The following is a 13,948-nucleotide window of genomic DNA, read 5'->3' as shown; positions in this document are numbered from 1 at the left end:
TAGTTTAAACAATTATTGTTGCGGCATTTTCTCTAGCAACTCAATCTCAAAAATAATATTAGCATTGGGTGGAATTACTCCATTTCCTGCTCCAGTTACACCGTACGCCAAATGCGAAGGAATAAATAAAGTGGCTTTGTCTCCAAAAGACAATTGCTCAATTCCTTCAATAAAACCAGGAATCATTCCGTCTTTACGACCTGCTTCAAACGGAATCGCATTGTATTGTCCTGCTTGTGCTCTCGCTGGATCTAATTTTCCAAAGGATTCGGCTGCGCTTGCCATGCTAGTATCAAATAGAGTTCCATCTTCTAAAAAACCAGTGTAATCAATATAAATTTCTTGACCAGTACTCGGTTTTTTTCCACTTCCCTTTTTGGTAATTACATATTCTAAACCCGAACGAGTTTTGATTGCTTTTGTTTTTAGTTCTGCTAGTGCACCTAATTTTTGTTCGATAACTGCCTTGTATTTTGCGCTGTATTCTTCTTTATTTTTAGCTTCTAATTCTTGCTGAACTTTTAACGCTTTTGACTCGTCTTTAAAGTAATCTCCAAACGTTTTTTCGGCATCAAATTTCTTAGCTGCTTCTCCGTTTCTAATAATAGTAACCGAAACAATATGATCTTCTTGTTTTACTAAATTAACAACTTCCATACCGTTTGCAACCACATGTCCAAAAACAGTATGTTTTCCTTCAAGCCAAGGCGTTGCTACGTGCGTTATAAAAAATTGTGAGCTGTTTGTTGCTGGTCCATTATTGGCCATGGCTAGAACGCCACCGTTTTCAAAGTTTAAGTCGGTTATTTCATCTTTAAATTTGTAACCTGCATCTCCCGAACCAGTTCCTAACGGATCTCCAGTCTGAATCATAAAGTTTTCAATAACTCTGTGAAATTTTAAACCATTAAAAAAAGGCTTCTCTTTTAATTGTGGATGCGTAACAAATTCGTTTTTGCCTTCGGCTAAAGTAACAAAGTTAGCTACTGTAATTGGTGCTTTTTTACAATCTAATTCAACTATAATGTGGCCTTTATTGGTTTCAATATCAGCATATAATCCGTCGGGTAAATCACTGTGCTTGTCTTTGCAAGAATAAAACGCGGTAACTAGCAATAGTAGAGCGAATACTGTTTTTTTCATTTTAAAAGTATTGATTGTTAATTTAATGTGTCATTAATGGTAGCACTTGGTGCAGGTGTAATTGCTGGTTCTGTCGTTTCTTTTTTAACGCCAGTATATTTTTTGTAAGTAGCTTCAGAAACAAAATTGGTTAAAGTTACTGTGCACATTATAGGTTGGTTTATTCCTATTTTTTTATTGTCTCCATGATATCCGTAAGCGATGTGTGAAGGAAAAAGAAAATTAACTGTTTCTTTTTTATGCATTAACTTGATGGCATCACGCAATCCCATCATAATTTCTTGTTTGTCTACAAAATAAGTTTGCGGACGCAGTTCCAATTCAGAATAAATGATGTCTCCTTTTAAATTTTTGATTTCGTAAGTAAAAAAAGCAACATCTCCTCTTTTTGGAGTTAAGGTGTCGGTCGCATTTTTAACATCGTAATAGTACCAATATCCCTTTGTAGAAGCAATATATTCGATTTTAGGATTTTTTTTGATAATCGCTTTAATTTGATCTTCTTCGCTCGCGACTAGCTTTTTGTTTCGCTCTGCAGATTGTTTCATGAAACTGCCTGAGCTTCGAGAAATTGGCTTTCTGGCTGACTCATGTTGTTTGCAACTCGCTAACAAAAGCGCGACAGCAAAGAGCATTAAACTGATTTTTAAATAGTTCATTCGTTATTGGATGTTAAGATTTGTAAGTAAACCTTCAAATTTTGTTATTGTCTCACTCATGCTTAAATCTGATTTTCCACCAGCCGCATTGCTGTGGCCTCCGCCGCCAAAATGAGTTCTAGAAAATTCATTCACGTCAAAGCCACCTTGAGATCTAAATGAAATTTTGATTATTTTTTCTTCTTTATTTTCGATGAAAATCGCTGTAAAAACAATCCCTTTCATACTCAATCCGTAATTAACAATCCCTTCCGTATCCCCTTTGATATAATCAAAAGCATCTAATTCTTCTTGTGTTAAAGTAGTGAAAGACGCTTTGTATTCTTGAAAAACTTTCATGTTCTGCAGCGCTCTTCCTAACAATTGCAAACGACTGAATGAACTATTCTCAAAAAGTAAAACTGGGATTTGCGTATTTTCAACTCCTAAATCAATTAATTCTGCAATAATTCTGTGCGTATTCCCCGTTGTTCCAGGAAAACGGAACGAACCCGAATCAGTTAAAATTCCCGTATAAATACAAGTAGCTATGGTTTTATCAATAGCGTGTTTTCTATCTAAGAAGGAAATGAAATTATAAATCATTTCGCAAGTAGAGCCAAACGAAGTGTCAGAATAGGTAAAAGCAGCATAATCGTCCGGTTTTTGATGGTGATCGATCATGATAAATGGCGCTTTTAATTTCGCCAAAGTATGTTCCATTTCCCCTGTGCGATGTAATGCATTAAAATCTAAAGTAAAAATTACCTCGGCCTCTTCTAGGATTTTAGCGCAGTTTAATTTGTCTTTTTCAAAAACTTTAACTGTTTCTGAACCAGGTAACCAAGCTAAAAAATCAGGAAATTCATTGGGAGCAATCACCGTTGGTTGATGATCGTATTTTAGTAAAAAATGATATAACGCTAGCGTAGAGCCCATAGCGTCTCCATCAGGCCCGCGATGGGGAATAATGGCAATTTTTTTGGGTGTAGCTAACAACTCTTGTATGGCTTGGATATCTTCTGTTTTCATGTGTGCGAATTTACATTTTTTTAATGTAAACTTGAAAACATTTACCAGATTAACATCCTTTTAAGTATCACAGGTTTTTAAGGTCGCGTCTGCGCAATTTTTGGTAGAAATTGTATTTTGGTCCTTTAACGATTTGCGATTTATAAATTCCGACAGAACCCGAAGCAAAGTACGCAATTACACAGGCTACGGCGACAAAAAGTCCGCATTCTAAACCAAATAATTCCATTCCCATAACGGTGCAAGCAATTGGGGTGTGAGTCGCTCCAGAAAATACTGCGACAAATCCCATTCCGGCCAAAAGTGCCATGGGCAATGGTACTACCAACGATAAGGCACTACCCAAAGTTGCACCTACAAAAAACAGTGGGGTTACTTCGCCTCCTTTAAAACCAGCACCTAAAGTGAAACTGGTAAACAAAATTTTAAGTAAAAAATCAGACCATTCGCTTGTAATTGAAAAGGAATCTACAATGGCAGGAACACCTAAACCTTCGAACTTTAAAAAGTTGAAATTTAAAAATACAACTGCTAAAATAGCGCCGCCAACAAAAGGACGTAGCGGGGGATACGGAATTAATTTGCCAAAAAGTCCGCTCCAAAAGTGCGTTCCTCTCGAAAATAGTAAGGCTGCTATTCCAAATAAAATACTGACTCCAACGGTGTAACCTAAGTTGGTTATCGTCATCGCCGGCACAAACGGAATGCTATAATGTGTATGTGCAACTTGCCAAATTTCGACCGTAAAATAAGAAACATAAGCCACAATAAATGAAAGCGGAATGGCTTTGTAGTTAATTCTACTAAAAAAAACGACTTCGATCGCAAAAATAGCGCCCGTAAGTGGAGTGCCAAAAACCGAAGCAAAACCGGAGCTAATTCCTAATATCAATAATGTTTTTCGATCGTTATCGGTGAGTTTAAAAATCGATTTAAATTGGTCTGCTATCGCTCCACCCATTTGCACTGCGGTACCTTCTCGTCCAGCAGAACCTCCAAATAAATGGGTAATTATTGTGCCAAAAAGTACGAGGGGCGCCATTTTAAACGGAATGACTTTTTTGGGTTCGTGGTATTCTTCTAATAATAAATTATTGCCTTTTACGACATCATTTCCCCAATAATAATAGCTTAAACCTACTAAGAAACCGCCAATTGGCAACAGCCAAATAAGCCAATGATTATCTAAGCGTAAATCGGTTGCCCATTGCAAAGCAACGAGAAAAAATGCTGAGGCTGTTCCTGATAAAAACCCGATTAAGAGGCAGATTAAGAGCCATTTTAAAGCTAACGAAATAAGAGTATTGAGTTTTTTAGTGTGGATCAAAATTAGTCGATGTTTTATAGATCGCAAAAATAATTAAATCAAACCGTTTAAACTTGCTATTTCTGTTTTTTTACCACAAATCTTCAGGAATTGAAAACTTAAAAAGTCAACCCTTTATAATGTAAGATCAGATTTAACCGAATGGTAATTGATTTGTTGTAACGAACTTTTTTCGATTTTAATTGCACAGTTTTTCTATTGCATTACAGCAGTAAATTCGATTTCTACCAAATAGTCAGGTGAGACCAATTGGTTAATTCCGTAAAAACCTGTTGTGGGTTTGATGTCTTTAAAAAAAGAAGCGTGCGCTCTGGCTACGTCTTCAAAAGTATCGACATTGGTGGTGAAAATTCGGGTGCGAATGACATCTTTCATTCCTACGTTTAAATCTTCAAGTACTTTTTCAACTCGTTCTAGTATGTTCATGGTTTGAGCAAAAGCGTCGTCGGCTTTTACTTTGTCGCCATCAACGATAGCAACAGTTCCAGAAACTTCGATAATATTACCAATGCGCACGGCACGACAATATCCCATTTTGTCTTCCCAAGGAGAACCTGTTAAGATGTTTTCTCTTTTCATTTTTTGTGGTTAAATTTTGAATGTCTTTTGAACAGAAATTGTTTTATACTAATGTCATTTAATAGATTGCAATTTAAGAAAAAGCAAGAAAGAAGATTAGGTTTAAAATTGCTAAAAATCGGAAATTTTGTTATTATTTTTCAATACTATAGCTAAAATAAAATCTTTTTTTGTCACTTTGATTTATCAAATCGGGATTATCTTTTTTCTTTTTAATGTGTATAATTTGCATGAGATGGCTGTAAAATTTTCAGGGTATGATTTAAAAATTTAATTAGACATTATTTGAAATTTTTTGTCACAGATTAGTGGCATCAGGGTCATTTTTTATGTGCGCAAGTCAGTATAATATCTGTTTACTTTTTCTTCATGAAATTTGTAAAGAAATATAAATTAAAATTTTTCCCTTTCGTACAATCTTAATTTATTTTGGCTCGAAGTTAAATTTTGCTGCAAGTTTTCAATTTTTTCTAGCAAATTGGTAATTACATCAATTCCTTCTAGGTTTACTTTTAAATCATAATGCAAACGGATCATTTTTTCTACGGTAGGAAGTTGCTCGTGGTGCAGAAACTCCTCATTTTCTTCTATCACAACGTCAATTAATCCATAATTTTTAAGGTCAGTAATAAAGGTATATTCTATTTCATGTACAACACAAAATTGTCTAATTAGTATTAAGTTAGCATTACTCATTGTTTCTTAATTTAGATAGTTCTTCAACTAATTTTTTCTCTTGTTCGCTTAAGTTTGTTGGCAATTTTACATTATAAGTGATGTATAAATCGCCAAAATGATTTTCTTTTTTATAAATCGGGAAGCCTTTGCCTTTTAGTTTTACTTTCGTTCCATTTTGAGTGCTTTCGGCCACTTTCACTTTTACTTTCCCATCAAATGTGGGCACAAAAAAATCACCACCTAATAAAGCGGTATATAAATCTAGGTCTACAGTAGCATACAAATTGGAACCTTCTCGTTGAAAATCACCTTCATTTGGAATAATAAAAGTAATAAACAAATCGCCATTAGGACCTCCATTTGCTCCAGTGCCACCGTGATTTGGAATCTTGATTACTTGGCCGTTTTCTACACCAGCCGGAATAGTAATGCGAATATTTTTACCGTTTACGGTCAAACTTTGCTTATGGGTGTTGTAAGCTGATTTTAAATCTAAATTTAATTCGGCATTAAAATCTTGTCCTCTGTATTTAGATTGTCTTCCGCCTCCCGTTCCGCCGTACATCGAACTAAAGAAATCTGAAAAATCTCCTTCAGAAAAATCCGAATAGGCCTGTGATTGCGAACCTTGTGGTCTGCGCGAACTTTGCTGATTCGGGTTATAACCTGCCTTTTCATATTCATCTGCATGCTGCCAATCTTTTCCGTATTTATCGTATTTTTTTCTGTTCTCGACATGGCTAAGTACTTCATTTGCCTCGTTTATTTCCTGAAATTTATGTTGTGCTTCTTTGTCGTTCGGATTTACATCGGGGTGAAATTTTCGCGCCAATTTGCGGTATGCTTTTTTAATTTCGGCTTCTGTTGCCGATTTGGTAATGCCTAAAGTGGCATAATAATCTATAACTGCCATATGTTTTTATTTAATTTTTTTAGATCTGCTATTCTCAAAGTTAGTGATAAAAGTTTAGTAATGGTTTTGTTTTGAATGATTTAAAACAGGTGTTTGTCGCATTTAATTTATCGATTGCATTGACTAATAAGTAGTTTTTGACATCTATTTGTTTGTGTTTTTATCTCGTTACTTATGAATTAAAGTAATCAACTGGATCAGAATTTAATTCTATTTCTGGCTGATCTGTCCAGCACTAAAACAATATTTATTTTATTGAAATAAATTTAATACCGTTGTGCTTCTGATTTTGTATATTTGTCCGTCCAAACATTTCACTTAACTATGAGTCAAAAAGTATTACTTAATGCTAAAGAAGTTACTATCATACTGCATCGTTTGGCTTGTCAGTTGATAGAAAAACACCTTGATTTCTCTGATACTGTTTTAGTAGGTATTCAGCCCAGAGGCGTTTTTTTAGCAGAACGTTTGAAACAAATTTTAGAAGGAGAATATAGAACACCCGAAATTACTTTAGGATATTTAGACATTACTTTCTTTAGAGATGATTTCAGGAGAACCGAAAAACCTCTTGAAGCCAATAAAACCAAGCTTAATTTTATAGTCGAAAACAAGAAAGTTATTTTTATTGATGACGTCTTGTACACGGGTCGAAGTATTCGTTCGGCATTAACGGCTATTCAATCGTTTGGACGACCTGCAGAAATAGAATTATTAGTGTTAATTGACCGTCGTTTTAGTCGAAATTTACCCATTCAGCCCGATTATCGAGGCAGGCAAGTAGATGCTATTAATGATGAAAAAGTTAAAGTGAGTTGGAAAGAAAATGAGGGTGAAGATGCTGTTTATTTAGTAACGAATTAATTCGGAAACCATTTTACATTTAAACTTTAAAAAATAATAACCGTATAAAAATGAAAGAATTAAGCGTAAATCATTTGTTAGGAATTAAGTACATCAATGAGAATGATATTAACCTAATTTTTGAAACTGCCGATCATTTTAAAGAAGTCATTAATAGGCCAATTAAAAAAGTTCCTTCATTACGAGATATTACCATTGCCAATATTTTCTTTGAAAACAGTACCAGAACCAAACTTTCTTTTGAGCTGGCTCAAAAAAGACTTTCTGCCGATGTAATTAGTTTTTCTGCCGCACAATCTTCGGTAAAAAAAGGAGAAACACTTATTGACACGGTAAACAACATATTGTCTATGAAAGTAGATATGGTTGTCATGCGACATTCTAATCCTGGTGCCGCTTATTTTTTATCCAAAAACGTAAAAGCAAGTATAGTAAATGCAGGCGATGGTGCACACGAACATCCCACACAGGCGTTATTGGACAGTTACTCTATTAGAGAAAAACTAGGCGATGTAGCGGGTAAGAAAGTAGTAATCGTGGGCGATGTTTTGCACTCGCGAGTAGCTTTATCTAATATTTATGCCTTGCAAATGCAAGGAGCCGAGGTAAAAGTTTGCGGACCCAAAACTTTGATCCCTAAATACATTGAATCTTTGGGAGTTACTGTTGAATCCAATTTAAGAAAAGCTTTAGAATGGTGTGATGTTGCCAATATGCTTCGCGTACAAAACGAGCGCATGGACGTAAACTTTTTTCCATCAACTCGCGAATACTCACAACAATATGGTGTTGATTTGCAATTGCTGAATTCTTTAAATAAAGAAATTGTAATTATGCACCCTGGACCAATTAATCGTGGGGTAGAAATTACTTCAGAAGTGGCCGATTCGAGTCACTCAGTAATTTTAAACCAAGTCGAAAATGGAGTGGCTATCCGTATGGCGGTTATCTATCTTTTGGCTTCAAAAATTCAATAGTTTTAAAAATATCAACTACCTTAGCTTATTGAATCTAATTTGTTTGTATAATCTGTAAAATAAGCACAAAAATGAAAGTTGATCAAAAAGGACATACCGTTTCGATTAAAAATACTGAAGGGGACTTTACAGCATTTGTAATGAAAATTACCCACCAGTATAAAACTTTTGAGAACAGCAATATTATTATTGATTTACTGCGTTGTTCAGACATTACTATCAAAGATATCACTCAATTCAAGCCTCTTTCTAAGATACATAAAAAATCAAAAAAATCATTTGTTATTGCAGTTGATGATATTGATTTTAATGAAGTTCCAAGTAAATTAACCGTCGTTCCTTCTTTATTAGAAGCGCACGATATAATTGAAATGGAAGAAATTGAGCGTGATTTAGGTTTTTAAATTGGATTAACTGTTTATTCGTGGAATCGTTTACTTGTTATTCTCGGATAACATAACCCCGTAACGATAAAATAAACGAAAAGTGAAACTTACTATATTAGGCTGTTACGCCGCAACTCCTCGTACATTTACCAATCCTACCGCACAAGTTTTAGAGATTAAAAACAAACTCTTTTTAATTGATTGTGGCGAAGGAACTCAGGTACAATTGCGCAAAAATAAAATTAAGTTTTCTAAAATCAATCGCATTTTCATTTCGCATTTGCATGGCGATCATTTTTTTGGGCTAATTGGTTTAATTTCTACTTTTTCTTTGCTAGGTAGAACAACCAATTTGCATATTTACGGTCCAAAAGGAATCAAAGAAATTATATTATTGCAATTAAAGCTTTCTAATTCTTGGCCAAACTACGAGTTGTCTTTTACGGAATTAGCAAGTAAAGAAAGTGAAATTATTTTTGAAGATGACAAAGTAATTGTGCGCACTATTCCGCTTAAGCATAGGGTCTACACCAACGGATTTTTATTTCAGGAAAAAGAAAACGATAGGAAATTGAATGTTGCTGCAGTTGAAAATTATAAAATTGATACCTGTTATTTTCTTAAAATAAAAAAGGGAGGAAGCGTGACCTTAGAAAACGGAACAGTAATCGCAAATGAAGAATTGTCTTTTGACGGACCAGCTCCTCAGAGCTATGCTTTTTGCTCCGACACCGCTTATTTTGAAGCTATTATTCCGATTATTGCAAACGCTACTGTGCTATATCACGAAACAACATTTTTACAAAGTGAAGCAGAATTAGCCAAAAAAACACTGCATTCTACTGCAAAAGAAGCGGCAACAATAGCCTTAAAAGCAAATGTAAAACAATTAATTTTAGGACATTATTCCACTCGCTATGAGCGGATTTCCTTATTTAAAGAAGAAGCGCAAACTATTTTTGAAAATGTAAAATTAGGAGATGACGGCGCTTCTTTTGAATTTGATTCTTTAATTTTAAAAAACAACCAATGAGCGATTTAAGCAATTATAGAAAATCATACGAGAAAAGTGAATTATTAGAAACGACAATTCCAGAAGATCCAATTAATCTTTTTAACAAATGGTTTCACGAGGTAGAAGAATTGGGTGACGGCCGTGATGAGGTAAATGCAATGTCGGTTGCGACTATTGGTTTAGATGGTTTTCCGAAAACGAGAGTAGTTCTGCTCAAAAAATTTAATGAAGAAGGCTTTATTTTTTATACTAATTACGATTCCGAAAAAGGAAAAGCAATTTTAAACAATCCAAATGTTTGCTTGTCTTTTTTTTGGCAAGGAATGGAGCGACAAGTAATTATAAAAGGTAAAGCACAAAAAGTAGCCAGCAACATCTCTGACAACTATTTTGACAGTAGACCAGAAGGCAGTAAGCTTGGCGCAATAGTGTCTGATCAAAGTCACGTTATTCCGTCTCGTGTCTTTTTAGAGCAAAATTTAAAGCAATTAGAAACACAATATAAAGGCAAAGAAATTAATCGCCCTGAACATTGGGGAGGCTTTCTAGTAGTTCCTGTTTCTGTTGAATTTTGGCAAGGAAGAGCAAATCGTCTTCACGATCGCATTAGATATCAGTTGCAAGACAACTATTTATGGAAAATTGATAGGTTAGCTCCATAGCTCTTGTCTAGTTTTGTAAGTTAAATTTTATTTAATTACGAAATCGATGTAGTTCATCGGTTTTTTTTGGTGTTTAAACGATAACTGTGTTAAGTTTATCACAACGAAAAAATGTAATATTAAATAATAAAAAGAGTTTGCCCCACAATCTACTTTAATTTAAACTACAAGATTATGAAACCTACATCAAAATTACTAGCGGTTTTTTTCTTAGCATGCACGTTCGTTTCTTGTTCTGGCGAATCTTTCGAATCAGATTTGTTAGACGGTAAATCTTCTACAGCTAAAAATAGTAACTGGACCGATACTGCTTATGACTACAGTAGTGCTGAATCAGCAACACTTCAATTAGTGAACGACTATCGAGTGAGCGTTGGGCTATCGGAATTGCAAAAAGCGAATTATATTTCTACAGTTTCTCAAAAGCACAATGCGTATATGATTATTCAGCAACATATTAGTCACGATGATTTTGTGTCAAGATCAAATGATATAATAAAAAAATTGGGAGCGATAAAAGTAGGAGAGAATTTAGCTTACAATTATAAGACTCCCGAAGCAGCTTTAAAAGCATGGTTAAATAGTCCCGATCATAAAATAAACGTTGAAGGAGATTACACTCATTTCGGAATTTCAATTACCGTGGATAGTGAAACCGGTAAAACCTACTATACAAACATTTTTGCAAAAATATAATTTCTTTCGAGTATTGACTACAAAGAAAAAGAGCCCTTTTTAATTATTTTCGTTTTATTTATTTAAGACACATTGTCTTTTAGCCGCTAATTTATTAGCGGCTTTTTTTGGTTAAAAAAAAGCCTTTTCGGGAAGAAAAGACTTTTTTAAGGAAATATGGTTTGGTTAAAGAGTGGTTATTATAAATTCACTTCGTCTGTTCATCTGATGTTCTTCTTCTGAACATTTTACCTCATCAGCGCAGTGATTTACTAACTCGCTTTCGCCGTACCCTTTTCCGGTTAAACGGGCTTGATCAATGCCATTTTTTATCAACCACTGAATGGTCGATTTAGCTCTTTTGTCAGAAAGTTTCATGTTGTATGCTGCGGTTGCGCGACTGTCAGTATGCGAGCGAATGTCTAATTTCATATTGGGATTCTCTCTCAATACGTCTACTATTTTTTCTAAATCTAACGCTGCTTCTGGTCGAATATTCGATTGGTCTAAGTCAAAGTATATCATTTTAATTCCGAAACATTTTCCTAAATCATCTCCTACGGCTACTTTGCATTTTGCTGATTCCAAAGCGATTGGTAAATTTGTTTTTCCGCTTAATGAGCCAATGCTAATCATCACTTCCTTAGTGCTGTAGTTCTCTTTTTCGGCTCTAACAAGATACTCTTTTCCGCAGTCTACGGTGAGGGTGTAATTTCCCGTCGGATCTGAAAATGTAGAATGTATTAATTGTGCTTGATTATCATAAAGAGAAACTTTAGTATTTGGTAAAATTTCTTCAGTTATTATATCGGTTACTAAACCAAATAATTCTTGAGTGCAGGATAGTTTTTTATTTTCAAGAAATTGATAAATATCGTCATTTCCTTCTCCACCTTTTTTATTGGAACTGTAAAAACCTTTCCTTGATTTGGTATCAATAATGTATGCAAAGTCATCGTTAGGCGAATTAATGTCAGCACCAATATTTTGAACATTTTTAGCGTTTCCTTCTTTATCAATTGCTGCAACAAATACATCCAAACCACCTAAACCGGGATGTCCGTCAGAGGCAAAGTAGAGCTCGTTTTCGCTGCTTATGAACGGAAACGTTTCTTTTCCTTCGGTATTTATTTCTTTTCCTAAGTTTTCAGGTTGGCCAAAAGATCCGTTATAATTAACTTTTACTTTATATAAATCTGATTGCCCCATACCGCCAGGCATATCAGAAGCAAAGTATAATATTTGCTCGTCTACACTTAAGGTGGGATGAGCGGTGCTGTAATTATCACTGTTGAAGGGTAATTCTGCAACATCAGTCCATTTCCCATCTTTCATGGTTGCTTTGTAAATTTTCACTAGCGTAGTCTTATTGGCATCTTTTCCTTTTTTCCCATTTATATAATTATTTCTAGTAAAATAAACCGTTGATCCATCTTTAGTATAGGTTGGACTCGCTTCGTGAAATTTGCTATTGACTGTTTTGTCAAATTTTCTAACATTGGATGGATTGAAATCTTGATCTAGATCGGCAACATACAAATTTGTAAAATATTCGCCTGTCCATTTGTGTTTACGTTGCATAAAACTACCCGTATCTCTAGCAGACGCAAACACAATTTTATCTAAATAAAATGCAGTACCATAATCAGAGTACGAACTATTAATATCGCTGTTAGCAATCGTATAGCGACCAGAGTTGGCCTTAATTTCACTTAAGTAATCACGATCTTCAGTAAAAAGTTTGGCTCGAGAATCATTATTGGATCTTTTACTAAAGCTTTCTAGAATTTGGTTGGCTTTTTCTATTTCTCCAATTGATTTTAAAGATTGCGCATAACGGTAATAATATTCAGCTTCTACCTCTTTTGTCATTGCAAATAATTCACCGTACCACTTGGCAGATTGCTCTAAATCGGAATTGAAATAATAGGCATTACCTAATTTCTTAAACATTTCTTCCGATTTGTAGCCTTTATTTGCAACACGTTCATACGTTTTTATTGCATCTACGTAGGCATAATTGTCGTATTGCTTATCTGCAGCTGCAATTTTATTTTGTTGCGAATAACAGTTAAATGAAAAAACAGGTATTATTATTAGGCAAAGGAGTATATAATTTTTCATAGGATTTTTTTTAGAAGAAACGTGGAGTAGTCATTTTATTATTGTTTTTGAAGAGTTCAAAACGCAAAAATATTTCGTGAGAGCCCGAATTATAGCGGTCTAAGTTAGTTGTTTCCTGATCATAACCGTAGCCTAAATAAAAACCTTTACTCACTTGAAAACCTACCATCGCACTTACAGCTGCACTCCATCGGTAGGCTACTCCAACCACAAACTTTTCATTAAACATAAAATTTCCTGAAATGTCCGCTTGCAAAGGAGCGCCTTCGACTAGTTTAGTTAAAACAGCTGGCTTAAATTTGATGTCTCTGCTTAAGTCAAAAACGTAACCAGCGATCATGTAGTAATTTATTTTTTCTTTATAAATTGCGATTTCATTATCACTATACTGATTGGTTTCTATAAATTTCGGAACAGATAATCCTAAGTAAAACTTATCAGAATGCCAGTAAATACCCGCTCCAATATTGGGTGTAAAATCAGTATCAAAGTTTTGAAATTGCGGATCATTCGCGTCCGTAGGATTTAACTTGTTGACATCTAAATTAAAAATAGTTGCGGTAGCCTTAATACCAAATGATAATTTAAATGTTTCAGAAGTATTTATTGTATACGATAAATCGGCAGAAATGTCGTTGTTATTGGTGGGTCCAATTTTGTCATTTATAACTGAAACTCCTAAACCTACTCGACTACCATTTATGGGTGTATGCACAGAGAATGCGCTTGTTTTTGGAGCACCGTCTAACCCTACCCATTGCGCACGGTACAAACCAAAAATACTTAAAGCGCCGCGTGAGCCAGCATAAGCAGGATTTATAGTAATTGTGTTGTACATATATTGGGTGAATTGAGCATCTTGCTGAGCAAAACTGACAATAGCTGTACACATCAAAACGAAAGTAAATAATTTTGTTTTCATAGCAGATATTTAT

General features: G+C 34.6%; 15 protein-coding genes. 6 read left to right on the top strand and 9 right to left on the bottom strand.

The features are described 5' to 3' along the window. Window positions 1–12: 12 nt before the first annotated feature. From ACRASX_RS00440 to ACRASX_RS00410, 7 genes are all read right to left on the bottom strand, one after another. Window positions 13–1,143: a peptidylprolyl isomerase gene (locus ACRASX_RS00440; protein WP_432222046.1), complete on the bottom strand. Its 1,131-nt coding sequence runs from the start codon at window positions 1,141–1,143 to the stop codon at window positions 13–15. A gap of 17 nt (window positions 1,144–1,160) precedes the next feature. Continuing rightward, window positions 1,161–1,802 (bottom strand): gliding motility-associated peptidyl-prolyl isomerase GldI, encoded by a 642-nt coding sequence (gene gldI / locus ACRASX_RS00435; RefSeq protein WP_066309665.1) that lies wholly within the window; start codon window positions 1,800–1,802, stop codon window positions 1,161–1,163. 3 nt (window positions 1,803–1,805) lie between these two features. Then, window positions 1,806–2,813, bottom strand: coding sequence for a DHH family phosphoesterase (locus tag ACRASX_RS00430; RefSeq protein WP_066309663.1), 1,008 nt, complete (start codon window positions 2,811–2,813; stop codon window positions 1,806–1,808). A gap of 67 nt (window positions 2,814–2,880) precedes the next feature. Further along, on the bottom strand, window positions 2,881–4,137 hold the full coding sequence (locus tag ACRASX_RS00425; RefSeq protein ID WP_432223102.1) for a voltage-gated chloride channel family protein: 1,257 nt from the start codon (window positions 4,135–4,137) through the stop codon (window positions 2,881–2,883). A 198-nt stretch (window positions 4,138–4,335) separates the two neighbouring features. Then, a complete protein-coding gene (locus ACRASX_RS00420; protein ID WP_432222045.1) occupies window positions 4,336–4,719 on the bottom strand; it encodes a RidA family protein in 384 nt (127 codons plus the stop codon). 393 nt (window positions 4,720–5,112) lie between these two features. Beyond that, window positions 5,113–5,415, bottom strand: a complete 303-nt coding sequence (locus ACRASX_RS00415; RefSeq protein ID WP_066309658.1) for a chaperone modulator CbpM — start codon at window positions 5,413–5,415, stop codon at window positions 5,113–5,115. Beyond that, complete coding sequence (locus ACRASX_RS00410) at window positions 5,408–6,310, bottom strand: DnaJ C-terminal domain-containing protein (protein WP_432222044.1); 903 nt, start codon at window positions 6,308–6,310, stop codon at window positions 5,408–5,410. The genes ACRASX_RS00415 and ACRASX_RS00410 overlap by 8 nt, the downstream gene beginning before the upstream one ends. Window positions 6,311–6,634: 324 nt before the next feature. Here ACRASX_RS00410 and pyrR point away from each other — a divergent pair, with 324 nt between their 5' ends. The 6 genes from pyrR to ACRASX_RS00380 all read left to right on the top strand — a co-directional run bounded on the left by pyrR (window position 6,635) and on the right by ACRASX_RS00380 (window position 10,910). Next, entirely contained in the window at window positions 6,635–7,174 is a 540-nt protein-coding gene (gene pyrR, locus ACRASX_RS00405; protein WP_432222043.1) for a bifunctional pyr operon transcriptional regulator/uracil phosphoribosyltransferase PyrR, read from the top strand. A 50-nt stretch (window positions 7,175–7,224) separates the two neighbouring features. Further along, window positions 7,225–8,151, top strand: a complete 927-nt coding sequence (locus ACRASX_RS00400) for an aspartate carbamoyltransferase catalytic subunit (protein WP_066309652.1) — start codon at window positions 7,225–7,227, stop codon at window positions 8,149–8,151. Window positions 8,152–8,222: 71 nt separating this feature from the next. Then, window positions 8,223–8,555, top strand: coding sequence for a ribonuclease Z (locus tag ACRASX_RS00395; RefSeq protein WP_432222042.1), 333 nt, complete (start codon window positions 8,223–8,225; stop codon window positions 8,553–8,555). An 82-nt stretch (window positions 8,556–8,637) separates the two neighbouring features. Continuing rightward, window positions 8,638–9,570: a ribonuclease Z gene (locus ACRASX_RS00390; protein ID WP_432222041.1), complete on the top strand. Its 933-nt coding sequence runs from the start codon at window positions 8,638–8,640 to the stop codon at window positions 9,568–9,570. After that, window positions 9,567–10,214 carry a pyridoxamine 5'-phosphate oxidase gene (pdxH, locus tag ACRASX_RS00385; RefSeq protein ID WP_432222040.1) on the top strand — a complete coding sequence of 216 codons (648 nt, stop codon included), beginning with the start codon at window positions 9,567–9,569 and terminating at the stop codon, window positions 10,212–10,214. The genes ACRASX_RS00390 and pdxH overlap by 4 nt, the downstream gene beginning before the upstream one ends. Window positions 10,215–10,388: 174 nt before the next feature. Beyond that, a complete protein-coding gene (locus ACRASX_RS00380; RefSeq protein ID WP_066309640.1) occupies window positions 10,389–10,910 on the top strand; it encodes a CAP domain-containing protein in 522 nt (173 codons plus the stop codon). Between the two features lie 165 nt (window positions 10,911–11,075). Here ACRASX_RS00380 and ACRASX_RS00375 read toward each other — a convergent pair whose 3' ends face one another. Then, the gene (locus ACRASX_RS00375) at window positions 11,076–13,013 is read right to left on the bottom strand and encodes an OmpA family protein (protein WP_432222039.1); all 1,938 of its coding nucleotides are present in this window, start codon (window positions 13,011–13,013) and stop codon (window positions 11,076–11,078) included. Window positions 13,014–13,023: 10 nt separating this feature from the next. After that, window positions 13,024–13,935, bottom strand: a complete 912-nt coding sequence (locus ACRASX_RS00370) for a PorP/SprF family type IX secretion system membrane protein (RefSeq protein WP_432222038.1) — start codon at window positions 13,933–13,935, stop codon at window positions 13,024–13,026. Between the last annotated feature and the right edge of the window lie 13 nt (window positions 13,936–13,948).

Origin of the sequence: Flavobacterium sp. TMP13 (assembly GCF_050847115.1) — a bacterium.
GTDB lineage: Bacteria > Bacteroidota > Bacteroidia > Flavobacteriales > Flavobacteriaceae > Flavobacterium.
This window is presented reverse-complemented; position numbering and strand designations above follow the sequence as displayed.